Origin of the sequence: Natranaeroarchaeum sulfidigenes (assembly GCF_017094485.1) — an archaeon.
Classification (GTDB): Archaea; Halobacteriota; Halobacteria; order Halobacteriales; family Natronoarchaeaceae; genus Natranaeroarchaeum; species Natranaeroarchaeum sulfidigenes.
The window spans coordinates 2,153,127-2,176,433 of sequence record NZ_CP064786.1 but is presented as its reverse complement, the minus strand read 5'-3'; the positions used below and the strand labels follow the sequence as shown (position 1 = coordinate 2,176,433).

The 23,307-nt window shown below is 62.9% G+C and carries 25 protein-coding genes and 1 pseudogene; 6 read left to right on the top strand and 20 right to left on the bottom strand.

Going from position 1 to position 23,307, the window contains the following annotated elements; genetic code table 11:
• Window positions 1–7 precede the first annotated feature (7 nt).
• From AArcS_RS11195 to AArcS_RS11175, 5 genes are read right to left on the bottom strand one after another with little or no spacing between them, the layout of a single operon-like run.
• Window positions 8–2,977 carry a DUF7286 family protein gene (locus AArcS_RS11195; RefSeq protein WP_238477503.1) on the bottom strand — a complete coding sequence of 990 codons (2,970 nt, stop codon included), beginning with the start codon at window positions 2,975–2,977 and terminating at the stop codon, window positions 8–10.
• Window positions 2,974–3,939: a DUF7284 family protein gene (locus AArcS_RS11190; RefSeq protein ID WP_238477502.1), complete on the bottom strand. Its 966-nt coding sequence runs from the start codon at window positions 3,937–3,939 to the stop codon at window positions 2,974–2,976. Before AArcS_RS11190 ends, AArcS_RS11195 begins: the two co-directional genes overlap by 4 nt.
• Window positions 3,936–4,394 (bottom strand): DUF7285 family protein, encoded by a 459-nt coding sequence (locus AArcS_RS11185; RefSeq protein WP_238477501.1) that lies wholly within the window; start codon window positions 4,392–4,394, stop codon window positions 3,936–3,938. The genes AArcS_RS11190 and AArcS_RS11185 overlap by 4 nt, the downstream gene beginning before the upstream one ends.
• Window positions 4,372–4,881 carry a DUF7283 family protein gene (locus AArcS_RS11180; protein WP_238477500.1) on the bottom strand — a complete coding sequence of 170 codons (510 nt, stop codon included), beginning with the start codon at window positions 4,879–4,881 and terminating at the stop codon, window positions 4,372–4,374. The genes AArcS_RS11185 and AArcS_RS11180 overlap by 23 nt, the downstream gene beginning before the upstream one ends.
• 46 nt (window positions 4,882–4,927) lie before the next feature.
• Entirely contained in the window at window positions 4,928–5,392 is a 465-nt protein-coding gene (locus tag AArcS_RS11175) for a DUF7311 family protein (protein WP_238477499.1), read from the bottom strand.
• Window positions 5,393–5,723: 331 nt separating this feature from the next.
• Here AArcS_RS11175 and AArcS_RS11170 point away from each other — a divergent pair, with 331 nt between their 5' ends.
• Window positions 5,724–6,902 (top strand): redox-regulated ATPase YchF, encoded by a 1,179-nt coding sequence (locus AArcS_RS11170; protein ID WP_238477498.1) that lies wholly within the window; start codon window positions 5,724–5,726, stop codon window positions 6,900–6,902.
• Window positions 6,903–6,917: 15 nt separating this feature from the next.
• Here the strand turns inward: AArcS_RS11170 and AArcS_RS11165 are convergent, their stop codons facing one another.
• Both AArcS_RS11165 and AArcS_RS11160 read right to left on the bottom strand, forming a co-directional pair.
• A complete protein-coding gene (locus AArcS_RS11165; protein WP_238477497.1) occupies window positions 6,918–7,058 on the bottom strand; it encodes a hypothetical protein in 141 nt (46 codons plus the stop codon).
• A gap of 25 nt (window positions 7,059–7,083) precedes the next feature.
• Window positions 7,084–7,572 carry a type II toxin-antitoxin system death-on-curing family toxin gene (locus AArcS_RS11160; protein WP_238477496.1) on the bottom strand — a complete coding sequence of 163 codons (489 nt, stop codon included), beginning with the start codon at window positions 7,570–7,572 and terminating at the stop codon, window positions 7,084–7,086.
• 198 nt (window positions 7,573–7,770) lie between these two features.
• On the opposite strand from AArcS_RS11160, the gene AArcS_RS11155 reads away from it, so the two are divergent.
• Both AArcS_RS11155 and AArcS_RS11150 read left to right on the top strand, forming a co-directional pair.
• The gene (locus AArcS_RS11155) at window positions 7,771–8,037 is read left to right on the top strand and encodes a hypothetical protein (protein WP_238477495.1); all 267 of its coding nucleotides are present in this window, start codon (window positions 7,771–7,773) and stop codon (window positions 8,035–8,037) included.
• A gap of 304 nt (window positions 8,038–8,341) precedes the next feature.
• Entirely contained in the window at window positions 8,342–8,755 is a 414-nt protein-coding gene (locus AArcS_RS11150; protein ID WP_238477494.1) for a hypothetical protein, read from the top strand.
• A gap of 19 nt (window positions 8,756–8,774) precedes the next feature.
• On the opposite strand, the gene AArcS_RS11145 is transcribed toward AArcS_RS11150, so the two are convergent.
• From AArcS_RS11145 to AArcS_RS11130, 4 genes are all read right to left on the bottom strand, one after another.
• Window positions 8,775–9,626, bottom strand: coding sequence for a UbiA family prenyltransferase (locus AArcS_RS11145; protein ID WP_238477493.1), 852 nt, complete (start codon window positions 9,624–9,626; stop codon window positions 8,775–8,777).
• 64 nt (window positions 9,627–9,690) lie between these two features.
• Window positions 9,691–10,812 (bottom strand): pyridoxal phosphate-dependent aminotransferase, encoded by a 1,122-nt coding sequence (locus AArcS_RS11140; RefSeq protein ID WP_238477492.1) that lies wholly within the window; start codon window positions 10,810–10,812, stop codon window positions 9,691–9,693.
• 65 nt (window positions 10,813–10,877) lie between these two features.
• On the bottom strand, window positions 10,878–11,945 hold the full coding sequence (gene fni, locus AArcS_RS11135; protein WP_238477491.1) for a type 2 isopentenyl-diphosphate Delta-isomerase: 1,068 nt from the start codon (window positions 11,943–11,945) through the stop codon (window positions 10,878–10,880).
• A gap of 52 nt (window positions 11,946–11,997) precedes the next feature.
• Window positions 11,998–12,741: a proteasome assembly chaperone family protein gene (locus AArcS_RS11130; RefSeq protein ID WP_238477490.1), complete on the bottom strand. Its 744-nt coding sequence runs from the start codon at window positions 12,739–12,741 to the stop codon at window positions 11,998–12,000.
• Between the two features lie 136 nt (window positions 12,742–12,877).
• Between AArcS_RS11130 and AArcS_RS11125 the strand changes: the two genes are divergently transcribed.
• Both AArcS_RS11125 and AArcS_RS11120 read left to right on the top strand, forming a co-directional pair.
• On the top strand, window positions 12,878–13,810 hold the full coding sequence (locus tag AArcS_RS11125) for an RsmB/NOP family class I SAM-dependent RNA methyltransferase (RefSeq protein WP_238477489.1): 933 nt from the start codon (window positions 12,878–12,880) through the stop codon (window positions 13,808–13,810).
• Window positions 13,807–14,310 carry a DUF7122 family protein gene (locus AArcS_RS11120; RefSeq protein WP_238477488.1) on the top strand — a complete coding sequence of 168 codons (504 nt, stop codon included), beginning with the start codon at window positions 13,807–13,809 and terminating at the stop codon, window positions 14,308–14,310. Before AArcS_RS11125 ends, AArcS_RS11120 begins: the two co-directional genes overlap by 4 nt.
• Before the next feature lie 21 nt (window positions 14,311–14,331).
• Here AArcS_RS11120 and AArcS_RS11115 read toward each other — a convergent pair whose 3' ends face one another.
• The 9 genes and pseudogenes from AArcS_RS11115 to AArcS_RS11080 form a co-directional block, all read right to left on the bottom strand.
• Entirely contained in the window at window positions 14,332–15,129 is a 798-nt protein-coding gene (locus tag AArcS_RS11115; protein WP_445668775.1) for a beta-alanine-activating enzyme beta-propeller domain-containing protein, read from the bottom strand.
• Window positions 15,130–15,141: 12 nt separating this feature from the next.
• Window positions 15,142–15,465: pseudogene (locus tag AArcS_RS16010) on the bottom strand (outer membrane protein assembly factor BamB family protein); the annotation flags it as partial.
• Window positions 15,466–15,508: 43 nt separating this feature from the next.
• A complete protein-coding gene (locus tag AArcS_RS11110) occupies window positions 15,509–16,684 on the bottom strand; it encodes an MFS transporter (RefSeq protein WP_238477486.1) in 1,176 nt (391 codons plus the stop codon).
• Between the two features lie 68 nt (window positions 16,685–16,752).
• Window positions 16,753–17,859 (bottom strand): aminotransferase class V-fold PLP-dependent enzyme, encoded by a 1,107-nt coding sequence (locus tag AArcS_RS11105; protein WP_238477485.1) that lies wholly within the window; start codon window positions 17,857–17,859, stop codon window positions 16,753–16,755.
• 95 nt (window positions 17,860–17,954) lie between these two features.
• A complete protein-coding gene (trxA, locus tag AArcS_RS11100; protein WP_238477484.1) occupies window positions 17,955–18,314 on the bottom strand; it encodes a thioredoxin in 360 nt (119 codons plus the stop codon).
• A gap of 116 nt (window positions 18,315–18,430) precedes the next feature.
• Window positions 18,431–18,838, bottom strand: a complete 408-nt coding sequence (locus tag AArcS_RS11095) for a helix-turn-helix domain-containing protein (RefSeq protein WP_238477483.1) — start codon at window positions 18,836–18,838, stop codon at window positions 18,431–18,433.
• Window positions 18,839–18,924: 86 nt separating this feature from the next.
• Window positions 18,925–20,781, bottom strand: a complete 1,857-nt coding sequence (locus AArcS_RS11090) for a cation:proton antiporter domain-containing protein (RefSeq protein WP_238477482.1) — start codon at window positions 20,779–20,781, stop codon at window positions 18,925–18,927.
• A 91-nt stretch (window positions 20,782–20,872) separates the two neighbouring features.
• Window positions 20,873–21,895, bottom strand: coding sequence for a sulfite exporter TauE/SafE family protein (locus tag AArcS_RS11085; protein WP_238477481.1), 1,023 nt, complete (start codon window positions 21,893–21,895; stop codon window positions 20,873–20,875).
• 3 nt (window positions 21,896–21,898) lie between these two features.
• Window positions 21,899–22,048 (bottom strand): DUF7512 family protein, encoded by a 150-nt coding sequence (locus tag AArcS_RS11080; RefSeq protein ID WP_238477480.1) that lies wholly within the window; start codon window positions 22,046–22,048, stop codon window positions 21,899–21,901.
• A 331-nt stretch (window positions 22,049–22,379) separates the two neighbouring features.
• Between AArcS_RS11080 and AArcS_RS11075 the strand changes: the two genes are divergently transcribed.
• Window positions 22,380–23,225 carry a universal stress protein gene (locus AArcS_RS11075; RefSeq protein WP_238477479.1) on the top strand — a complete coding sequence of 282 codons (846 nt, stop codon included), beginning with the start codon at window positions 22,380–22,382 and terminating at the stop codon, window positions 23,223–23,225.
• The last annotated feature ends 82 nt before the right edge of the window (window positions 23,226–23,307 follow it).

Below are 23,307 nucleotides of genomic sequence, written 5' to 3'. Positions count from 1 at the left end.
GCCGCGATCACTTCCCGTCTCTTGCTTGATCCGTCCCTGGCGTTCCGTTGCAGTCGCCTTCGTTCTCATCAAAATCAACGCCTGGGCCGGTATTATCCCACGCCCCCGTGCAGTTGAAGAAGGAACCAGTATCGCCGACACCGGGCGATCCACCCGGAACGACGCCGACGATCACGGTTCGGCTATCGAACCGTATCGGCTCGACACTTCCGATCCGTGTACGCTCGCCGTCAAGCTCCAGGTGAACGCTCCTGTCCTCCCGGATGTACGTCGTCCCGGCCGGGGAATCGGGGGCACCGTCGGCCGCACTGACCTCGAACCGGGCGTACTCGCCGCTCACCTCGACATCCCAGACGCTGAACGAAGCGTACCAGAAACTCGGGAACGGAATCACCGGGATACCCGGATAGCCGATCCAGTTTCCGTAGCGCGCCGTCATCGGTGCGTGTGTCGTCCCCGCTGTATCGAGTGGGGCCGCACCGGCGGGTCGGACGGCAGCGACCTCGTCGCGTTCGACCGGTTCGATCGAGAGGTACGTCGGTGCACCACGAACATCGAATCCCATCTCCTCGGTCAGCGGCGAGCTATCGAGCGCGCCAGCGTTCTCCTCGATATCGCCGTTCAGGGCGTCTTGCCCAATACCCAGCGACGTGTCGAGGACGTTGTTCACCGCGGTCGCGTCCTCACCGAGTTGATCAGCGATGTTGTCTTCTATTCCATCCCGAAGGTCCTCGTGGCTATCGCCCACTGCCTCGATTGCGTCGATCAGACTCTCGATATATGCCAGACGCAGTTCGGCCCGTGCCTTCGCGGGTGCGTTCTCGTAGCCGTCCGGTTCGCCCTCGAACACGATATCGTCCTGGGCCTGGCGGAGTTCGTCGACGTACCCTTTGATCGGGCTATTGTCCGCCGTGATCAGTTCGTGGCGTTCGACTTCGAGCGGGCCGACCTCCGCTTTGACATCTCTGCGCACGTCATCCGTTTCGGCTTCCAGCCACGCTTCGAGGGCATCGTCATCGTCCGGCTCTACCGTAACATCGAGCCAGCTGTCGTCCTCGTAATCGAGCATCGAAACCAGTTGCTCACTGTCGAACACCTCATCTGGTTGAACCCGCTGTTCGAGCCGATCGACGACTGTCTCCGGGTCGGCGCCCGTGTTGAACACCTCTTCGACCGCACTCTCAGGCACGGCCTCGAAATTCCCGACACGTTGACGATCGGGACCTGGTCGTGTCGACCCGCCGGAACGAAACGCGTATTCGATCTCCGGATCGTACCCTGCGGCGTCGACCGCCGCCCCGTGGCTATGTCGCCCGTCGATCTCGACTACCACCTCGAACCGCTTCGTCGAGCGGTCCGTACTCGTGACTGATTCGGTTCGGTTCGTCGTGGCGTTCCCGTCTGTTCCATACGTGGTGTTCCCATCCGTTCCGTTCGCCGCCTCGACTTTCCGTTCCCATGTACGCGTCTGTTCGTACTCATTTGTGAGTGTGATCTCGTAGCTGTACAACGGACGACTCTGTGTCGTATCATCACGCCAGAGGGTCCGGCTATTTACCGTCGTATCGCTACTGTTGACGATCGTCTTGCGATCGTCGTACACCTCGGTCCAGTTCCCCTCCGCGACACGGTCCGGTGGCTCGGCACTCGGTAGATCACCGCTCGTTTCGATCTCGTCCTCGGCACGCACCGACGCTCTGTACACCGAGTCGACGACTCCCGGTATCTCTCCGCTCGCGGTATCAATCAACGTATCAAGGGAGTCCGGCGTGTCCTCCGAGTCAACTTCCTCGATATCCTCGAAGGCCTCGTCGGTCATTGGATCCTCCTCATCCCAGTCGAACTCCTCACCGACTACGTCGAAGTATGCGAGATCTGCTAACTCGTCTACCGGGAGTTCGACCGTCTCCTCGGTGAACTCCGAATCGACGATTTCGTCTTCCGCAAGCTCGGTTAGCGTGGGCGCATCAGGAAGCTCTCCTTCGTGGTCGCCGTAGACGTATTCCAGATCCTCACAGAGCTGTTCGGCATCGTAGCTGTCATCCGCACTCTGGTCGGTGTCAAGCAACTCCTCGCCGATGTCGGCACCCATACACGCCCACGCACCGCGCATCGTTCGTTCGCCGTGCGGGTCGGTCGTCCCGAACGTCGATTCCTGTACCGAGAACGCCGCATGATTGGCCAGAACCTCGGTGTGGTCGTTCGGCGTGACGTTCTCGAAGTCGTCGGGGTTCCGGTACTTGTGTGCGATCTTGAGATAGGACACCGGATAGAGCCGCGCCGCGAGCCGGCGGCCGAACCCATCGTAGCTCGCTCCCTCGTCGAAAATACCGGTATTCAATCGAGATTCGTACTCCGCCGTGTGCTCGTGGAGTTCGTGCAGTGTCGAAGCGATCGTCACAGTCAGATCCTCCTGGCGGTCCGCAACTGTCGTTCCACCCTGCTCCGCCTCGAAAGCGACGTCTTCGACGGAGACGCGTAGTGTTCCGTTCTCGACCCCGTGTTCGCTCGGTGTCGCTATCTCGACACGGTCGAGTGCGGCCTCCACGCTTTCGGTTGTCGGTTCGACCGATGGGAGCGATGCAGTGGTACTCGTCTCGCCGCCGAGGTCCTGCCCGGTATGCTCCAGTCGCTGTTCGGTCTCCAGATAGATCAGGAGCGCAAGATAGGCATCAAGGGGGTCGTCCTCCCGGTCTGCGATCGCTGCACCGACAGTGCTGTTCGGGTCCGGTTGCGTCACCGGCGATCGTGCCGCGTTTTCCGTGGCATCGACGGCAGCGGCCCGAACAGCTGTCTGTGACGCCGCGACAGTCCGATCGAGCGCGACCGCTGAATCGTCGTCGACCGTCGGCTCGGGTCTCGTTTCCAGCGTGGCGACGACCCCGATGCTACTGACCAGCAACAGGACGCCGATCATCGCGAAGGGAACGCGTGCGCGCTCGTCGACGCGGATCGACACGGACCGTCGCTCACTCATGGATCCCACGTCCTGACGACGATCCGAACCTCGCCCGTGGAGAGTAGCTCGTCGGTTGCCCGTGCCACGCGTTCAGCGTCGCTGTGATTCGTCTCGGCCGACGTATCGAGCTCGTCGCCGAGCGCATCCGAAAGTTCCTCGGCGACGATTTCGTCGGCAAGCACGGCCGCGAGCTCGTCGTTTGCCGCTACCGCATCTGCATCCGACCGCCCCGTCTCCTCGTCGATATCGTACTCCTCGATACCGTCGAGCGACCCGACCATCCGTTCGTAGCGGTACGCGGCGAGTTGGCGTTCGATACCCTGACGTTCGAGCGCGAGCTGTGTCGCTTCGGGTGGGAAGAATCCCTCGACGACCACTGCCGAGACAACCTCGACGAACGTAACGTAGTCTTCTTCGTAGGCTTCACGTAACTCGGATTCTGTCGGCTGGTCGATCCCTGAGGAGACGGTCATCGTGGCGCTGCTGACCTCGGCGTCCAAGGGCGGATCCGAGCCAGCCATCGCCTCACCGCGGATCGAAGACCCCTCGTAGGGAACCCAGACCGCAGTGACGTTTGCGTTCCCGTCGATCTCAGTGGTCGTTTCGGACACGGCTCCGTCGAGACCCGCCTCGTACTCCTCGCCACCACGGGAGAGCTGCGCCCCGCCGATCTCTGTGTTCGTCACTGCGGCCGACGCTAGCAATCCGGCGACAGGACCGTGATCGGTGCGCTCGTATGCGCTCTCGGTGTCGATCGGATCGGCGTCAAACTCGTCGTCGACCCGTACCGGCGACATCGAGTACTCCACCGAGGTGGTCGTCGCGCCCAGCAGTTCGGCTGTTCGTTCGGCCCGATCCGGTTCTGGGTCACCAGTGTCCGTTTCAGCTACGAGTGCGATCGTCACCACCGCAGCGCTGACCAGCGCCAGACAGAGCGTAACGTCGACAACAGTACTGACCCCGCGCCGGTTTCTGGTCACTGCCAGACCTCCACGCTGAGCGTGCCGACATCGATCTCGCCCGGTAGGTCCTCGTCGACCACAGGAATCGACCGGCTCGCGGTCCGGGCGTCCTCCGAGGGTGAACCGGGATCGCCGTCGCCGTGTGCATCGATCCGCACGCGATCGACGACGCGCCGGTCACCCCGTGTGTCCTCGACCGAGATGGTGACACGGACGTGATAGCCGTCCGGCAGCGTCTCGCGGGAGAGCGTGTCCAACACGTCGGCGCTCGGGTCGTAGAGCCCATCCTCGCCGAGTTCAGTCCAGACCGTATCGAGGGTGGTCTCCTCGACGGCCCGGTCGCTCGTGCCCGGGAGGGCGTCGGCGGCGTAGCCCGCGTACAGGCTCACGCCGAGGCAGACGGCAGCGACCGCAACGAGCGCCGGGATCGGCTCCGCCTGTCCGCGATCATCAGACAGCGACCAGCGTGGCACGCTCTTCACCCCCGGGAGCAGGGTAGTCAATCGCCCGGACTCGTACCGTTCCCTCTGCTGGTTGCCACTTCTGATCTTCCGCCCGGTCGCGCGCGTCCTCAACGTCCGCGTGGAAAGCTGCCCACGCGTCGCTGTCGGCGTTGTGGTCGTAGACAGCCAGCGGCTCTTCACCGTCGAGGATGGCCCGCAGTTGCTCGTCTTCGCACACTGGGACCATCTGTCCGAACGCGATTCGAGCCGTGCTCTCCGTTCCGTCGGTCCGGAGCCAGAGGCGGTGTTCGCCGATCCGCGCCTCGGTCGCATCGTGGTCGTACTGGCCCGTCGTCTCGTGGGGGCTGGCTGCCGTCTCCTCGATCGTGTTCGCCGCCGCGGTAGCGTCCGGCGCGGGCGTCGAAGGGAGGCAAAGCGCCAGTCCAGCGAGTCCGATGCTGACCGCCGCGACGCCGAGCCAGACATACCAGGCATCGACCGGTGCTTCGGTATCCATGGCCCCAGATCGCCGCGTTCTGGTACTTAAACCGTCGGCCCGGAGCTCACCGTCGAGAGAGTTCGACGACCGGCTTCCCGCCTGTCCGGTCGCGCGTGAGCGTGAGTACGAGGCTTCGCTCGCCGGTCCCGCGAAGTTCGATAGTGTCACTCCCCGGATCGGCGGCGTCGACGATCGGCGCGTCGACGTGCATTGTGTGTACGTGACCACCATCGACGGTGTAGCGGACCACCGAGTGATCGTCACCTACCCGGTGAATCTCGAACCGGTCGACCGGCGCAGTCGTAAACGACTCTCCCGGAAGCGTCAGAGTCAGGCTTCGCCGTGCGCCGTCGACTCCGACGGGTGGCGGGTCCTCGTCGTCGACGAGCGAGGTGGCAGCGGTCTCGATTTCGGCGGCCTCCCGGTCGAGCACCCCCTCGGTGTTGGTAACGCCCCCGCGGTCTATCGCCGGGACGGCGATAGCGAGCAGTGTAGCGGTCAGCAGGACCGCGAGCACGACGCGAATCATGACGAGTCTGGCCCCGGGATCGTTCTTGAACCTGTGGACCGACCCGGCGGTTGCGGTGGCGCGCGCTGACTGGCGCTTGCCGCCAGCCGAAACTGCGTGAGGGACGCCGCAGAACGCAGTGAAGCGGCGAGGCTGGGGAGGACGAGGCTGTGTGGGTGGATCGAACGGGGGATTTCTGGGTTACAGCAGACAAGTAGTCAGCTTGGACTTTAGCCAGCGCGACAGAGGCTTTCACATATATGGCCCGAAATACGGGATCACGGACGTGTAATACCCAAACGGGAAGTGCTAGAACCGAAAGGCAGTTTTCCCCGACCCGAGAAGAGCCTCCATGATCTCGATCGCGCTTGCCGGGAAGCCAAACGCCGGCAAGTCAACGTTCTACACCGCAGCGACGCGGGCGGACGTCGACGTCGCAAACTACCCCTTTACGACCATCGACGCGAACCGGGGCGTCACACACGCACGCACCGAGTGTCCCTGTCTCACTCGCGAGGAGCGCTGTGGGATGAAGAACTGTCACGACGGGAAGCGCTACGTCCCAATCGAACTGCTTGACGTCGCTGGGCTCGTTCCGGGCGCACACGAGGGGAAAGGCCTCGGCAATCAGTTTCTGGACGAACTGACGAACGCCGACGCGATCATCAACGTCGTCGATGCCTCGGGCGGGACGAACGCGAAGGGCGAACCGGTCGAGACGGGCAGCCACGATCCGATCGAGGACATCGACTTTATCGAGGAGGAGATGGACCTCTGGCTGGCGAGTATCGTCGACCGCAACTGGGAGACTGTCGAGCGCCAGTCCCGGTCGCCCGGCTTTGACATCGACGAAGCCCTCGCCGAGATGCTCACCGGCTTTGGCGCAACCGAGGCGGAGGTCGCGGCGAGTCTGCGTGAGGTCGAGTACCCCGAGAACCCGGCGGACTGGACTGACGACCATCGCGAAGCGCTGGCGCGGGACGTCCGCGAGCGCACGAAGCCGATCATCGTCGCGGCGAACAAGATCGACGTCGCCCCCGAGGAGAACGTCGAGAAATTGCTGGAGCTTGAGAAGCCCGTGATTCCCACCACGGCGGAGGGCGAACTCGCCTTGCGAAACGCTGCCGACGCCGGGCTGGTGGACTACGATCCCGGCGACACCGAGTTCGAGATCGGTGAGGGTGTCAGCGACGAGCAACGCGAGGCCCTCGATGGGCTTCGTGCGGCGATGGACCGCTGGGACGGCACCGGCGTGCAGGGCGCGCTCGACTACGCGGTATACGATCTGCTCGAACGGATCACCGCCTATCCCGTGCAGGACGCCACCAAGTGGACCGACGCGAAAGGGAACGTTCTGCCGGATGCCTTTTTGCTCCCGCGCGGTTCGACGCCGGTCGACCTGGCCTACGCCGTCCATTCCGATATCGGGGACGGCTACCTGCACGCCGTCAACGCGAAGACCAACCGGGAGATCGGCGAGAGCTACGAGTTGGCTGAGGGCGATGTCATCAAGATCGTGAGTACGAACTGAAAAAACCGTAGCGCGTTACTCGTTTTCGAGCGCGTTGTAGATGTCTCGATTTTCTTCCCGATCAGCTGCTGCTACCCGCCGGACGAGCTCACCTCGGATATCCTCCATCACTTCATCGAGTGGAGTCTCGGGCTCTGAACTTTCCTTGGTCGCCATAGTTGTCGTATTGTCCCGATTGCCGTTAATCATTCGGGTTGGACGAACCATCGGTCAGTTCGTTCAGTCCGTACTGAATGAGATCGTCACGCCACTGTTCGATCTCTCCCACAAGGTCGATTTCTTCAGTATGAGAATGAAGATATTCGATGGTTTCCGCTTCGTCGACGGTCGCCTGGTCGGTGCCGAACTGTTTGAGGATCGTCCTGATCTCGTTGTCGTACATGAACCGATATCCGTTGAGGAAGTAGAACACGACCGTCGTGTTGAGCGCGGTGCGTTTGTTCGCATCGACGAACGGGTGGTTCGCCACCAACAATCGGATGAGGTGAAACGCTTTCTCGTGAATCGTCTCTGGTGCCGTTCCGAAACTCCCACTCTCGATGTAGTTCAGGGCAAACTCGATATCTCCACGGTTCTGAACGCCAGCGTGCGTGTCAGAATACTCTGATACGATGTCGTCATGGATGGCGAGAACGTCGTCCACTGACGGATACCAGAGCGAGTCTGCCATTCCTTCCTCCGTTTAGATCCCATTCAGTGTAATCCTTCCTATCAACTGCTCATACTCTATTACCCACAGTAGACGTAATCAGACTGGACTGATACGTCGTGTACGGTGTGTGGTCAAAACTACTGATCAAGACGTGAGTACGAACTGAACCACCCCCTGCCCAAGGTTTAATTTCATCGGGACGTGAACGACGGTCCAATGAGCAGCGTCCCCTCCTCCGACGGGAAGCCGCCGTCGGGTATGTCCACTGCGGAAGCCGTCCTCGGACTGATCGCGTTGATCTCCCTGCCCGCAGTCGCTGCGGTCGCCGCGGTCACCTCGTGGATACTATGGTTGGTGCTACCGGTTGTCGCCCTCGCCGTGCTCTACCTGCTCGTGCGGATCCTCCGGATGCTCCACGAGTTACAGGAATCGGTGGATCAGCTCGAACGACGCCTCGACAGATTCGATCGCGATGAACAGTAACAGTCCGTACTCCCCGAGCGCTCGCAGCGACAGCTAGTTCCAATCGGATCGACGGTCCAGTCTCTCTATGGCTACGGATCGCTCAGAGCTTGCGCCGAACGGTCGAGCAGATAGAGGCGACGCTCGACCGCGAACCGTAGACTGGTCGCCATCGAGTCAGTTCAGTTCTGATGTCACAATGTAACGTTGTATACAACGTGACATCGTACACAACGTGGCTCCCCTATGTCGGCAGTCCGAGCATTCACCGGAACAGCTGCCAGTAGTACTTTATACTGTAGTGAGGTCAACAACTAGCCGAGAGATGGCCCTCATAGACTGGTTCCCCGATCGTCCTCCAACGTGGTCAGAAGTTGGATCGGCTGGATTCGGCGTCCTGTCGGTTCTGACAATGATCCCGATGCAACGGCCGATTTCGCCGTCGTGGCTCGTCGTCGGATTCGTTACGGCAACGATCGGTCTCGGACCGGTCGCACAGTCGTCCGCCGGTGCCTGGGTCGGGAACTGGTTCAGAGGTATCGGAGAAGCAGGGCGTGCGGTCGCAATCGTGGTCTTCGTACTGACTCTGTGGGGCACAGTGTTTGCACTGGAGCCACCGATTTCTGTGTTGGCTAGCACGATCGCCGGTGCTGTAGCGGCGTTGGCCCTGTACGTAATCGTGTTCGTGGTTCTTTCAGGGAGCATCGAGGGATGGACGACGCCACAGGACGGGTCGTGACCGAGAACCGCAGTAGGTCTCAGACCAGCGGCTGCCACCATACCGCGGCGACCAGCACGGCGAGGAAGACGTAACAGCCCCGGACGAGCAACATCGTGGCGATTTCAGGGTCGGCACGCCGCGCAAATCCCGCGACGACGGCGAAGGCCAGCACGGCGACGACGGAACTCGGCGGGAACGGGCCGAGCGCTGCCAGCGCAAGCACGAGCATGAGTGCAGTGAGCATCAGCCCGTAGGCAAGCGACATCGCGCGGTCGGGACCGAGCGAAACGGCGACAGTGCGTTTCTCGATCGACAGGTCATACTCGTAATCCTGCATGTCGTCGATGACCTTGACGCCCGAGAGGAGCACGAGAAAGACCGCGCCGAAGGCGAGCGCGACCGGTGCAAACGTCGTTGCCTGCACGTAGAACCCGCCAACGAGGGCGAGGGCGATCCCGGCGGGATAGCCGGTGGTCGTGGTGATCGGGTTCGTGTCCAGTTGGGGAGCGTGATGGTAACCGATCAGCCAGCACGGCAGGGTGACGAGCGCGGCGACGGCGTCGACGAGCAGGGCGAGGGCGACCAGACAGGCGAAAACTATCGTCGTCGAGCCGACCAGCGCGGCGCGACAGCCCCATTCGGACATGGGGTGGTCGTCGTCCTCGCCACGGCTGTAGAAGTCGACGTAGCCATCCTTGACGTGGGCGGTGTACACCGCAGCGAAAATCGCCAACGCGTGAATCCCGGCAAGCCGGGGATCGAACGCACCGGCGAGGACACCCCCAAAGAGCGACGCGGCGATCGGCGGGAGCATGAACACGGGGTGGACCTGGGAGAGCAGGGCGCGCAGATCGGCTTCCAGTCCGGCGTCGTGACGTGCAACCGACATGCTCCACAGTATGCGGGGCGTTATCATATATGCAGCGCACGGCGACCCCACCGTGATCGGCTCGCTACTGAACTCGCGCCGTCACGTCGTCGATGATCGCCAGTGCCTCTTTGAGCTCTTCCATCCCGGTCGCATAGGAGAGACGAGCGTAACCCGCACCGTTCGCACCGAAGGCGTCACCGGGCACCGCGACGACACCGCTGTCGATCAGTTCGTCGACCCAGCCATCGGGCACTTTCGGCATGACGTAGAACGCGCCGCTGGGTTTGGGAACCGACAGACCGGCGTCTTCGAGCCCGTCGAGGACGACGTCGCGGCGCTCCTCGAAGGCAGTGACCATCTCCTCGACGGGCTCTCTGGGGCCAGTCAGGGCGGCCTCGGCCGCGTACTGTGCGGGGGCGCTCGCACAGGCCTGCATGTACTGGTGGACGCGGAGCATCCGCTCGACACGCCTGTTCGAGCCGGTGACCCAGCCGAGTCGCCAGCCCGTCATCGAGTAGGTCTTCGAGCACGCACCGACGACGACGACGTTGTCGCTCTCGGCGTACTCGATTGGCGAGTGGTGTTCGCCCTCGAAGACGATGTGTTCGTAGACCTCATCGGAGATACAGAGCACGTCGTGCTCGTCGGCGATCCGGGCGAACTCGCGGATGTCTGCCTCGCTCTGGACCGCGCCGGTGGGGTTCGCCGGGCTGTTGACGACGAATGCTGCAGTGTCCTCGGTGATGGTCTCTTCGACTGTCGCCGGATCGAGGGTCAGATCCTCGCGCAGTGGGACGGGCTTTGGAACGCCATCTGCCAGCCGTGTGAGTGCGTCGTAGGAGACGAAGCCGGGATCGGGGAAGATCACTTCCTCGCCCGGATCGACGTGGGCTTCGACCGCGAGATGAAGGGCTTCGCTCCCGCCCGACGTAGCGATGACGTTGCCCGGATCGACGTCGATCCCGTGATCGCGATCGTAGGCGTGACTGATCGCCTCGCGCAGGCTCTCGGTTCCCTTGTTCGAGGTGTACGCGTCGACTTGCCCCGACTGGATCGCCTCGACGGCGGCCGATCGAGCGTGTTCGGGCGTCGGGAAATCGGGCTGGCCCAGCCCGAGATTGATCGCGTCCTCTCCTGCCGCCTCGAATACTTCACGGATGCCACTGATCGAGATTCCTTCGACCCGTGCTGCAAACTCCGTCATACCAGTGAGACGGGGGCGGTCGTGGTTAACTGTTGATGTTGCGGGTCGAACAAACCCGAGTGATTCTATCGTCGACTGTCGACGTACTCCGCAGTCGCGCCGCCGATCACGTACTCGGCGTCCTGGAGTGCCTTCACCGAACCGGATCCGGTAACGAACATCGCTGTCCGGAGCTCGGCTTCGATCCCATCGATCATGTCGACAACTGCCTCGCGGCCGTCGATCGCGGGTTCGAGGAACGGCTTCGCCAGCCCTCCGGCTCGCGCGCCCAGCGCGATGGCTTTCGCAATATCTCGGCCGGTGCGGACGCCACCACTGGCGATCACGCAGTCGTGTTCACGAACGCACTCGATCGTGCTCGCGGCGGTCGGAATTCCCCAGTCCCGGAACAGCCGACCGACCTGCTCGTGACGCCGCTCGTTGACGGCGGCTGCACGGTAGGCCTCGATGCCGGACCAGGTCGTACCGCCCTTTCCGGCGACGTCGATCGCATCGACTCCGGCATCGGCGAGTCGTCTCGCCGTCCCCTGTGAGATCCCATTTCCCGTCTCCTTTACGAGCACCGGCACCGACAGCCCTTCGGCAACACGTTCGATCGCTGTCAGGCTCTCCCGTGCATCGACGTCTCCCTCGGGCTGGACGGCTTCCTGCAGATAGTTCAGGTGCACCGCGAGCGCGTCCGCATCGATCATCTCGACCGCGCGTTCGACGGTTCCGAGGTCGTACTCCCGGAGCTGTGCCGCGCCGAGATTTCCGTAGACGAAGGCGTCAGGACCGGCCTCGCGGACGACGGTGTACGACTCCAGCAGCTCCTCGTCGTCGAGTTCAAGACCGGCCCGCTGGCTACCGACACCCATGGCGATTCCCGTCTCTGCGGCCGCGGCCGCCAGCGCACGGTTGATCTCGGTCGTGTTCGGATGGCCACCGGTCATGCTCTCGATGACGATCGGCGCATCGAGCTGGCTTCCTAGGAACTCGGTAGATGTATCGATCTCGTCGTAGTGGAGTTCGGGGAGCGCCTCGTGGACGAGTCGAACGTCCGCAAAGCCCGTCCCGGACGTCTCGACGTCTTCTTCTCTGATGATCCGAACGTGATCGTCTTTCCGGTCTTCAGTTTCCGACGGCTCCGACATTACCAGAAACTGCGAGCGTACTCTCCAAAAACGTGTTGGTCGGTCGATCGTACTACTGGAACATCTGAATGCGCTGTGCCTGTGAGCTCTCTTGCGTGTCGGCCTCCTGCATGCGCTGGGCGAGCTGTTCTCGCTGTTCCCGGATCGAGTCGGCTTGCTCGACCAACCCCCCGACATCGACCTCGATATCCGCAAGCGGCTCGACTCCCTCTGTTAGCAGGACTCGCGCCGCTTCGGGATCCGGAAAGCGGGGGTCGCTCTCGACGACCAGTGCGGTGGCGTCGAGATCGATCTGCGCCGCACGGTTGAGGAGTGCGCCAGCCGGACCGGCGATCGCACCGTTCAGCCTGGGATGACCCACTTCGTGCCGATCGAGTCGGTCGGCAGCCACATCGCTCGTCGCCACGCCGAACAGTTCGGGCGGTGCGTCGGTCTTTTCGGCGGGGAACCCGCTCAGATACAGCGGGTCGACGTCGTTGGCGTCGAGCCACCCGGTCAGACACGCCGCGAACTCGGACGTCGTGTCGACCGCGACTGGGACGTCGCTCCGGAGCGCAAGCAGGTCGCGGCCCTCGTCGGCGTAGAGCCGAACCGGCGGGCGAACCTCACGGCTCCCCTCCTCGTAGACACCGATCGGTGCGAGCCCCTCACAGTGGACGCTCGCGTAGTAGGTCATCTCGAACTCGTCGATCAGGTGGTCGGTCGCGATCTTGCCGACCAGTCCGATTCCGGGCATCCCCTCGACGAGCGTCGGCGAGTCCAGTTCGATTTCGGCGTGCTCTCTGATCTGTGTCATGTGTGGTGTGTTCACTTCCTACGGTAGTAAAGCCGCCGCCGGTCGGTGCGGACGACGTGCGACCGGAATCACGAAGCGGGCCAGTACGACCACCGCTCCGAAACCCCCAAGCGCCCCCCGGGCGAAGGGGGCGGCAATGGAACCACTGGAACGCTATCGACCGCTCATCGACGACTTCGAGGCGTTCATCGAGGCCTGCGAGCGCCCCCTTCCCTCCGCCGTTCGGGTCAACACGATCAAGGCGACGCCCGCACAGGTCGAGCGGGCGTTCGACGAAGCTGATATCGGCTACGAGTCGGCCGACTGGGCCGGGGGGATCTACCGGCTGGAGACGTCATCGCCGGGCACCCTCTGGCCCTCGGTCCACGGCTGGATCCACGGACAGGAGGAGGTCTCTTCGCTCCCAGCGATGGTCCTCGATCCACAGCCGGGCGAACGAGTCTGGGACGCCGCCGCCGCACCGGGGAGCAAGGCGACACAGCTCTCTGCGCTGATGGACGACCGTGGCCTCGTCGTGGCGAACGACAACAACCTCGGGCGGCTCTCCGCGCTCCGGTTTAACGCCGAGCGCCTCGGCGTGACGAACATGGCCGTGACGAATCAGGACGCCAGAAACTTCTCGCTCAAACGCTTCGGTGAGGGCGGCGAGGACGACCGGCGCGTCGACGTCTTCGACCGCGCGCTCGTCGATGCGCCCTGCTCGTGTGAGGGGACGATCCGGAAGAATCCCGACACCTTCGACGAGTGGTCGCTGGGTCACGTCGAGAGCGTCGCCGGGATCCAGCAGGGGATCCTCCGGCGCGCGGTACAGGCCACGAAACCCGGCGGGCGCGTCGTTTACTCGACCTGTACGTTCGCCCCCGAGGAGAACGAGCGGGTGCTCGATCAGGTGCTGGAGAAAGAGGACTGTCGCGTGGTAGAGCAGGAGGTCCCGCTGGAGCACGCACCCGGCGTCACCGAGTTCGAGGACGAGGAGTTCGATCCCAGCGTCGAGAACGCAGCGCGGATCTACCCGCACCATAACGATACGGGCGGCTTTTTCTGTGCGACGCTGGAGGTGGATCGATGACCGAGAACGTCGGCGAGCGCTTCGACCGGCTTCCGGCGACCGCCGCGGAGCGCGAGATCGAGGGGCGAGCGACCCGCGAGGAAGTGATCGACTGGTGGCACGAGCGCTTTGCTATCCCACGCGAGACGTTCGAGAACTACACCTTCTGGGAGAAAGGAGCCGGGAAAATCTGGATCTTCGCGGACGATATTCCGTCACCCATCCGGATCGAGGGGCTGGGCATGACGTTTCTGCGAACCCGTCAGGAGCACTGGAAGCCGACGACCGACGCCGCCCAGCGGTTTGGAAGAGACGCCAGCAAGAACGTGATCGACCTCTCCGAGGGCGAGGCGAAGACCTTCCTCACCGGCGAGGATCAGGAGCTCGACTGGGACGGCGACTGGGGGTATCTGATCGCGGCGCACGACGTTGGCGGTGAGCGAGAACCGCTTGGCGTCGGCCTGTACGTCTACGGCGAACTGCGGTCGATGATGCCGAAGGGGAGACAGCGCGAACTCTAGATCGGCGGGTAGTATCTCCACTCACCGGTCGTGGTGGCCAAGCGTACCCAGTGCAGTGCGGGTCCCCGAACTCGTTCCCTCGATCTCCAGGTCCAGCCCGTAGACGTTCCCGTCGTGGCTTCCGATGAAGGCCGTCCCCTCGACCACTGTCGGTGATGAGAGTACGGAACCATCCGTCTCGAAGCGCCACACAGTTTCTCCGTCATTGGCCCCGAGCGCGTACACGGTATCGTCGACACTGCCGAAGAACACCCGGCCGTCGGCGACCGTCGGCGACGAATATACACGGTGTTCGATTTCTGCAAGCCACTGCAAGTGGCCGTTCGCGGTGTCGATCGCGTAGACATCGCCGTCGTAACTGCCGCCGAAGACGATCCCGTCGACGACCGTCGGTGAGGAGCCGACCTGTGTTCCAACCGGAAACTCCCACTCTCGGTCGCCCGTCGCCGCGTCCAGCGCGTAGACGGTGCCGTCGTGACTGCCGAACAGAACGCACCCATCCCAGACGGTCGGTGACGAGCGCACGGAGGCGTCCGTCTCGAACTGCCATACCTCCTCACCGGTCACCGAATCGAGCGCATAGAGACGCCCGTCGTCGCTGCCGACGAAGACCCGCTCATCGACGACAGTCGGCGAGGACTCGAACGGACCCTCAGACTCGAAGCGCCATTGCTCCGCTCCGCTTTCGGCGTCAATCGCATAGACGTTCTCGTCGTAGCCCCCGACGAACACCGTCTCTTCGGCGACGGTTGGCGAGGCTGGAACGGTCGCCCCGGTCTCGAAACGCCACCGCTCGGTGCCGGACTCGTGTTCCGCCACGTCGTCGACGTCGATCGCGTAGACGTGGTAATCGTCGCTGCCGACAAAGGCCGTTCCCCCGGAAATCGCTGGTGAGGATCGGATGCTACCATCCGTCTGGAACTGCCACTCCTCCTGTCCGTCGTCGATGTCGATCGCATACAGGCTCCCATCCCGACTGCCGACGAGGACCAATCCGTCGAGTACTGTTGGCGAGGAGAGCACGATATCATCCGTCTCGAAGCGCCACCGCTCGGGGACGCTCTCATCGAAGGCGTCGAGACAGCCGGACGCGGTTCCGAGACCGCCAACCGCGAGGCTGAGTTGGAGGAACTCGCGGCGGCCGTGTGGGGGCATAGCTGGGATATAATGGGTATTTCATGTAAACGCTTCGACGTTCTCAGTAGCCCAGATCGAAGCGGAGATTGACCAGCACGAGCACAAGAACGAGTCCCAGCAGGCCGATCAGCGCGCCGAAGGAGACGGCCCAGCCGTACAGATCTGCGAGAAGGCCAACGACGACTGATCCCGATGACGCCACGATCATGTAGACGGTCCGAACCAGCCCGAAGCCGGCCCCCTGTTCGTCGGCGGAGAGGTTGTCCATGAACCGGGGGAACACCGCCGCACCCCAGCCCATCCCAAGTCCGAGCAGGAGGATTCCGGCGACGAGTCCGGCGGGGCCGGGAACGCCAACGAGAAACGCGAGGCCGAGAATCGACGTTCCGAAACACAACGCGATGGCGCGATCCCTGCCATACCGATCTGCCAGCGACCCCACCCAGACCTGCAGGATCCCCTGCACGACGAAGTACGCGGCGAAGGCGACACCGGCCAGAGTCGCCGAGTGGCCGCGGTGGGCGGCGAAGAAGGTAGGAAGAAACGAGGCAAGTCCCTGCCACGTGAAGTCGGCGACGAGCGCGATGACGGCAGTAAAGGCGATCTTCGGCCGGGAGAGGAGTTCGACCATCGCCCCCGGCTCGAGGCGATCTCGCACCCGCTGATCGGGGCGCTGTGGCTCTGTCGGATGGACGTATCGGGCGAAGAGGAGCGTCGCTGGGATCGCTACGAGGGCCGTGATCGCGACGGCGGGTCGCCAGCCATACCGGATCGCGGCCCAGGAGACGACGACGGGTGTGACCAGACCGGCGATGGGCGCGCCCGAGTTGTGGATACCGACTGCGGTACCGAGGTTGTCGTCGTAGGTACGGGAGAGCAAGGTCGTCGCAACCGAGTAGTGTAGTCCGGCCATGACGCCGAGCGAGACAGTCCCGAGGAAGAAGACGCCGAAGGAAGGCGCGGTGACCACCAGAATCGCTGTGAGACCGGTGCCGCCGACCGATACCAGAATGATCGGGCGTTCGCCGTACCGGTCAGCAAGCAGCCCACTGGGAAACTGGGCGAACGCATACGTGAGCCACATCCCGGTCAGTGCCGCGCCCACGAACGCGTTCGATACCTCGAACTCGGCCGTGATTTCGGGGACGACCGGGCTGATCGCCAACCGGCCCACCATCGTGACGAAGAAGGCGAGCGTGACGAGCGCCAGGACGGTCTCGCGGTAGCGCCAGCGCATCGGATACGCACATTTGCTACACCGGCTACACGTACCCTTCGGAATCAATCCCGGATCGGGACTCGAAGCTACAGAACTTCGAGTAGCCTGTTGATTTCCTCACGCGTATTGAACACGTGGACGGATACCCGCAGCGCCTCGGGATACGGGAGGTCACGAACGCGGATCCCGTGCTCGGCCAGCCGTTCGACATCCGCCTCGGGATCCTCGCGAGCGATCGTCACGAAGCCGGACTCGAATTCGCGGGGGCTCAGCAGGTGTTCGTCAGGGAGTTCGGTCTTGAGGTAGTCGGTCAGTCCTTCGATCCGGGCCTCGACCGCGTCGACACCCAGTTCGTGGTGGAGCTCGATCGCCGCTTCGAGCCCCGCGTACAGGGCAGGGCTCGTCGTACCGACCTCGAACCGCCCTGCCCCGGGTTCGTACTCGTAGTCATGGGCGTTCGCCTCCGTGACGCTCCGGTAGCCGATCGCCGAGGGGATCAGGTCGCGCTCCGCGCCGGAACGAACGTAGAGGAACCCGGCACCGAAGGGCCCGAGCAGCCATTTGTGGGCGGCCCCGACGACGAAGTCGGCACCCCATGTCTCGACGTCGACCGCTGTCTGGCCGGGCGACTGGACGGCGTCGACCAGCACCATCGCCCCCGCATCGTGAGCGATGTCGACGATTGCCGAGACTGGAAGCCGAGTGCCGTGGGTCCACGTGATCGAGCTCACGACGAACAGGGTGGCATCTTCGGCCGCCGCCCTGACGTCGTCGAGATCCAGCCGTCCAGCTTCGGTTTCGAGTACTCGCACGCCTACGTCCCGCGTCCGTTCGAGTTTGCGCCACGGTAAAATCCCCGAAGAGTGTTCGAGATCAGTTCTGACGATCACGTCCTCGCTGTCCCAGTCGAGCGCACCCGCAACGCGGTTGATTCCGTCGGTGGTACTCTCGGTGAGCGCGATTTCATCTGGACTTGCACCCAGCAAGTCGGCGATGGCGGTCTTCGTCGACTCGTGGCGGTCGCCCATCGGGCCGTACATCCCGTCACTGACTGGCGTCTCGTACTCGTGGGATTCGAGCGCAGATTCGACAGCATCGACGACACGACGCGGGCTTGGTCCGCCCGCGCCGGTGTTGAAGTAGAGACCGTGGTCGAGAGCGGGGATCTCCGCCCGCAGGGCTTCGTAGTTCATACTATTGGTTTTGTGTTCGCAATCACTCTATCTGTCGAAACGACGGTATTCAGCTCACGTCGGGGTCTTGGGCCCCGGTCGGTCGTGGGCGTCGCTCAGTCGGTGGCGTACTCGTCGACGAGGTCGAACAGCCGGTCCTCGCCCAGCATTCCTACCTGCTGGTCGACCTGCTCACCGTTAGCGAAGACGACGAGCGTCGGGACGCCGCGGACACCGTATGCGCTAGCCAGTTGCTGCAAAGCGTCGACATCGACCTTCGCGACAGTCGCGTCAGATTCCTCTGCGAGTGCCTCGATCGACGGTTCCATCATCTGACAGGGACCACACCAGTCAGCATAGAAGTCGACGAGGACGACACCGCCCTCTGCGACGATTTCGTCGAGGTGGGTCTCGCTTTCGATCTGTACCGGATCGCTCGGCGACGCTGCAGTTTCACTTCGTGTATCAGTTGTCATCACTCACGTATAGGATCCGTAGTCGGATAAGTGTTTGTGTGTTTTGTACAAGACTAACCAGAGCGGTTCGGTCGGCAAAAGGACCGGAAACAAGCGTTCGTAGCGTACCGAGCCGGTTACGGTTCCCCGGTCATCACGGGTTCCTCGGCGGCGTTCTCGTATTTGTCCTCGAACTCCTGGATGAGCTGGCCCATCTTCGCGTACCAGTCGTTGAGCATCCGCTGCATATCGTCGGCGATCTGGTCGGGGTCCGTGGGGTAGTAGACGTGGTAGTAGCCACCGTCGTCGTAGTTGACCTGCTCTTTCTGAATGAAGCCACTCTTGAGCAGGCGCTGGATCGCCCGATACGCTGTCGAGCGCTCCCGGTCGACCTGCTCGCCGACCTCGTCGATCGTCAGCGGTTCCTCGCTCTCCACGAGCACTCTGTAACACTCCTTGTCGAGTTGCTTGAGTCCGTGAATACACTCCAGTAGCCCCTCACACTGCATATCTCGCTGGAGCTGTTCAGCCATCGAGTTAGCCATGTCAGAGGTGAGGGACCGCACGGACATAAGGTTTTGTGAATATTGTGCAATGGCGCTGAGTAGCCGCAGGTTGCGATTTCGCGCCATCAATCATGGGGGTGGAACCGCTTGACTGCGCGGTCGACGGCAGCGACCTGTCCGATGAAGGTAATTCGGTCACCCTCCGCGAGTATGTGATCGCCAGTGGGGACCTCAGCTTTGCCGTCCGAGTGTGTCAATAGCCCGACGATGCAGCCATCCGGTATCTCGGCATTGAGTTCGGCGATAGTTTTCCCGACGAGTCCTTCCGCCGTAACTTCGATCTCCTGAACGTCGCCAGTCCGGCCGATCTCGTTCATCCACGAGGAAAGCGACGGGCGTTCGAGCACGTTCTCCAGCGACCACGCGGTCGCCATCGAGAGATCGATCGCCCGGACTCCCAGCGACTCGAAGGCGTCGACGTTGCTCGGCTGGTTGACGCGCGAGGCGATCTTTTCGACGTCGAAGGTCGTCTTGGCGAGCTGGGAAGCCAGCAGGTTCACGTCGTCGTCGGGCGTCGCGGCGACCAGCGTCTTCGTCCGGTCGATCCCCGCCCGATCGAGCACGTCGGCGTCGGTGCCGTCGCCCTCGATCGTTCGAAAGCCACGTTCGCGTGACTTCTGGACTGCTTCGGGGTCTTTGTCGATGATCAGTACGTTCTCTCCGTCCTGTTCGAGCCGTTCCGCGAGGGACAGGCCGACCCGCCCCGCGCCGATGATGATGGTGCGCATTGGTGATACTTCGAGGTAGTCCGCGATCTGTCGTGCGATACCTGCCTGCAGGATGACTGTGGCGAAAATAATCAGAAAAACGGTGCCAGCGAGCAACTGTGCTTCTTGCGGTCGCCCCAGTGTCTGGAGTTCGACGGCAAAGAGCGTCGCAACACTCGCCGGGATGATCCCCCGCGGGCCGACCGCGCTCAGAAAGAGCCGCTCGTTACGGGTGAACCGTTCGTCCGTCGTCGAGAGGTAGATGACGGCCGGTCGTAACACGAACGTGATCGCGATGACGACGGCGACGCCCGCAACGCCGAGCGCGATGATGTCGCCGAAGTCGATCAGTGCTGCCAGCGCAACGAAGACAAAGGAAAGGACGACGACCGAGAGGTCATCGAGGAAATCGATCACTTCCTCATGGTGGGGCAGGTCGACGTTGCCGAGCACGAAGCCAGCCATTGCCGCGGCGGCGATCCCGGTCTCGCTAGCGATGGTTTCGGCTCCGCCGTACGCGAGAACGATCCCGGCGAGGACGATCAGCCGAGAGTGCAACGCTGCATCGCCGGGCGCGATGTCGCTCCGGGTGAGAAGGAGCCAGATGCCTGCGCCGATGGCCGCGCCGACGCCAAGTCCCAGCGCCAGCCGGAGCGAGAACTCGGCCAGGAACGAGAGCGCCCCGCCGTCGCCGTCGACGAGCACGTTGAACACGACGACGACGAGGATCGCAGCGGTGACGTCGTTGATGACACCTTCACCTTCGAGGACGGCGGCGACGTGGTCCCGGACCGTCACGACGTTGAGGATCGGGCCGATCACGGTCGGGCCAGTCGCGATCAGTAGCGCACCGACGAGCAGCCCCACCTCGATGGTGGTGTCAAGAAAGACGATCACTGCTGCCGCGGTGCCGATCCAGGTGATCAGCGCTCCGATGGTCACGAGGCGGGTCAGCGCGCCGGGCGCTTCCCGGAGCTTCTGGAGATTGAGATGGTAGCCCCCCTCGAAGAGGATAATTGCGACACTGACGCCGACCATCGTGGTGAGCCCACCGCCGAACGTCTCCCGGGAGACGATCCCCAGGAACTCCGGCCCGATGAGGACGCCCGCGAGGATCAGAAAGAGGACGCTGGGAAGACGGAGTCTATCAGCAAGGACACGAGAGCCGACTCCAAGGGCCAAAACGACGGCAACGACACCGAGGAGGTTGCTCATTTCGGACCTCCGGCTGATCGGAACCGGCCCGTGTGGCACCCAGGAAGCCCGTCAGCATACATATCGGCTGTGTGTGAGGAGGCCAGCGGCTTCAATCGTTCCCCTCGGGCGATGTTGCGGCCGGATGAGAACCCGTACGGATCGTCCGTGCACCGTAGTAGAATATCACGACCGTGACGAACGCCGACGAGCCGACGAGCAGGACAAAACTGACGGTATCGAGGATCGGCATCGCGAGCCAGTTTGCGAGCTCGCCGAACGCCACGGCGAGACTTGCCAGCAACAGCATGATGCCGAAGTAGATAGTCACGTCAGCTTCGTTGACGTAGGCCGTGGCCGCGGAACCGATCCGTGCACCGAGTGCGCTGCCGGCGAGTAACGCGGTGACGACGCCGAGGTCGACGACGCCGTCGAGTCCGTACGAAAATGACCCGACCGCCCCGGACATCAGCGCACCGAAGAGGCTCGTCCCCACGGCGGCGGCCAGTGGGACACCGATCAGGTAGTAGATGGCAGGCATCCGAATGAACCCGCCACCGACACCGAGAAACCCGGAGACCACGCCGACGCCACCACCGACGCCCGAAATCGTCCACATAGAGGCCTTGCTTCCGTCGGTGAGCGTCACCATCGGCGGGACGTTGTACGACTTGATCTTCTTGGCGATCTCGGGGATCTCGTCGGGATCGGCGTCAGTGCCGTCATCGGCGGCGTCCTGACGCAGTGCACTGCGAACGAACAGCCCGCCGATTGCGGCGAGCAGCAGGACATAGACGGTGCCGACGACCAGCTCGGCCTGTCCGAGCGCATCGAGTGCCAGCACCCCGTACTTGCCGATCTCGATGCCGACTGCGATACCGACGAACATCAGCGCGCCGAGTTTGTAGTCGACCGACCCAACGTCGTGGTGTTTCATCGTTGCGATGACGGCGGTCCCGAAGACGAACGCCATCGAGGACCCGATCGCGACGGGAGCGGGATAGCCCAGAATCAACAACGCCGGCGTGACGAGGAACGAGCCGCCCATTCCGAAGAAGCCGAAGAAAACCCCGACCATGAAGCCGAAGCCGACGAACAGCACCAGTAACTCGATTCCCAGTCCGAGCACCTCCATGGTTCAGGCTTGCTGGATGTGTTCGATTACGGTTGGAGCGAGGTTCTCCTCTAGTACCCCGTAACCGACGTAAAAGACGACGGCCTCGACCAACACGACGCTCACGAGGATTGCCGCCTGCACGTATCCCGGGAGTGCGAGTACTTCGATCATTGCATCCACCTCTGTGTTCCGCGTGTTTGGGCCATTGTGTTCAATACCCTCTACTCGGAGTGAGTGTATAACGCTTGTGGGACGGCTATACAATATTACAACAGCCTACCTAACACCTAACCAACGCACATATTTCCATAACTTATCTAAATATAGCGGGACGAACAGACCGGAATCAGCCCACTTCTCACTCGCACCTATCCAACGGACGCGGCGGAACCACCAGTGTGACGATACCACTGCACAAAGGTTTCGATCCCTCTGTACGAAGTTGAGATGACGATAATGGATAAACCAAACAATATTATACGATCCCGACGTACCACTTGATATGAAAGCGGTACTTGCGACGGACCTCTCTGCGGCGAGCGAGGCGACAATAGAGAGCGAAACCTGCCTGAACTGTCTCGGCCGGATCGGCGTCGAGGAAATTCACCTCGTTACCGTCATTCCCGCGAACGTCCACGCCGGGATGCCCGGCATCGACTTCGAGAAGCGACGGAAACAGGGCCTGAATCGGTATCGCGACGTGATCGAATCGGCCGGACTGGACGTCGAGACCCACGTCGTGCGGGGGACGCCACACCGGCGAATCAACGGTGTCGCCGAAACTGTCGGGGCAGGACTGACTATCATCGGATCCCGGGGGAAGAGCCCACTTGAGAACCGGGTGATCGGGTCGACGGCCCGGAACCTCGCTCGGACGACAGTCGTTCCACTGGTGGTCAACCGGATCGAACGTGCTGCCGACGATCCCGAGGTAATTCGTGAGCATCTCTTCCAGCGCATGCTGTTTGCCACGGACTTCTCGGCGAACGCCGAGCGTGCCTTCGAGTCGTTTTCCTACCTGCGCCACGCGACCCAGGAGGCGACACTGGTCCACGTCGGGACGCCGAAAGATCCGGGTCTCGGTGAGGGCGAGGATCCGGAAGTGGAACTCGACGCGCTCGCCGCCCGCCTCGAGGACTGGGGGATCGAGACAGAGACGGACGTCAGACAGGGGGACCCGGCCGACGAGATCCTCGCCGCCGAGGCGGAGTTCCGCCCGACGACGATCCTGCTTGGGTCACGGGGTCACAGCCGCCTGCGCCGCTTGCTGCTCGGGAACGTCTCCGAGGATGTGGTCGCCCGCGCCGATGGGAACGTGATGCTCGTGCCGCCGGAACGAACTGCCTGATCGGAGGGGCCGCTCCAGTATCGGACTCCCACCACTGCCGGCACCCCCGTCCGATTATTACTCGATTCGTGGTAGCGTCTCA

Coding starts and splice junctions, on each gene's coding strand:
- AArcS_RS11195 (WP_238477503.1), bottom strand. CDS start 2,977: ATGAGTGAGCGACGGTCCGTGTCGATCCGCGTCGACGAGCGCGCACGC.
- AArcS_RS11175 (WP_238477499.1), bottom strand. CDS start 5,392: ATGATTCGCGTCGTGCTCGCGGTCCTGCTGACCGCTACACTGCTCGCT.
- AArcS_RS11165 (WP_238477497.1), bottom strand. CDS start 7,058: ATGGCGACCAAGGAAAGTTCAGAGCCCGAGACTCCACTCGATGAAGTG.
- AArcS_RS11160 (WP_238477496.1), bottom strand. CDS start 7,572: ATGGCAGACTCGCTCTGGTATCCGTCAGTGGACGACGTTCTCGCCATC.
- AArcS_RS11075 (WP_238477479.1), top strand. CDS start 22,380: ATGAAAGCGGTACTTGCGACGGACCTCTCTGCGGCGAGCGAGGCGACA.
- AArcS_RS11120 (WP_238477488.1), top strand. CDS start 13,807: ATGACCGAGAACGTCGGCGAGCGCTTCGACCGGCTTCCGGCGACCGCC.
- AArcS_RS11170 (WP_238477498.1), top strand. CDS start 5,724: ATGATCTCGATCGCGCTTGCCGGGAAGCCAAACGCCGGCAAGTCAACG.
- AArcS_RS11145 (WP_238477493.1), bottom strand. CDS start 9,626: ATGTCGGTTGCACGTCACGACGCCGGACTGGAAGCCGATCTGCGCGCC.
- AArcS_RS11080 (WP_238477480.1), bottom strand. CDS start 22,048: ATGATCGAAGTACTCGCACTCCCGGGATACGTGCAGGCGGCAATCCTC.
- fni (WP_238477491.1), bottom strand. CDS start 11,945: ATGTCGGAGCCGTCGGAAACTGAAGACCGGAAAGACGATCACGTTCGG.
- AArcS_RS11180 (WP_238477500.1), bottom strand. CDS start 4,881: ATGGATACCGAAGCACCGGTCGATGCCTGGTATGTCTGGCTCGGCGTC.
- AArcS_RS11130 (WP_238477490.1), bottom strand. CDS start 12,741: ATGACACAGATCAGAGAGCACGCCGAAATCGAACTGGACTCGCCGACG.
- AArcS_RS11090 (WP_238477482.1), bottom strand. CDS start 20,781: ATGAGCAACCTCCTCGGTGTCGTTGCCGTCGTTTTGGCCCTTGGAGTC.
- AArcS_RS11105 (WP_238477485.1), bottom strand. CDS start 17,859: ATGAACTACGAAGCCCTGCGGGCGGAGATCCCCGCTCTCGACCACGGT.
- AArcS_RS11150 (WP_238477494.1), top strand. CDS start 8,342: ATGGCCCTCATAGACTGGTTCCCCGATCGTCCTCCAACGTGGTCAGAA.
- trxA (WP_238477484.1), bottom strand. CDS start 18,314: ATGACAACTGATACACGAAGTGAAACTGCAGCGTCGCCGAGCGATCCG.
- AArcS_RS11110 (WP_238477486.1), bottom strand. CDS start 16,684: ATGCGCTGGCGCTACCGCGAGACCGTCCTGGCGCTCGTCACGCTCGCC.
- AArcS_RS11125 (WP_238477489.1), top strand. CDS start 12,878: ATGGAACCACTGGAACGCTATCGACCGCTCATCGACGACTTCGAGGCG.
- AArcS_RS11085 (WP_238477481.1), bottom strand. CDS start 21,895: ATGGAGGTGCTCGGACTGGGAATCGAGTTACTGGTGCTGTTCGTCGGC.
- AArcS_RS11140 (WP_238477492.1), bottom strand. CDS start 10,812: ATGACGGAGTTTGCAGCACGGGTCGAAGGAATCTCGATCAGTGGCATC.
- AArcS_RS11095 (WP_238477483.1), bottom strand. CDS start 18,838: ATGGCTAACTCGATGGCTGAACAGCTCCAGCGAGATATGCAGTGTGAG.
- AArcS_RS11155 (WP_238477495.1), top strand. CDS start 7,771: ATGAGCAGCGTCCCCTCCTCCGACGGGAAGCCGCCGTCGGGTATGTCC.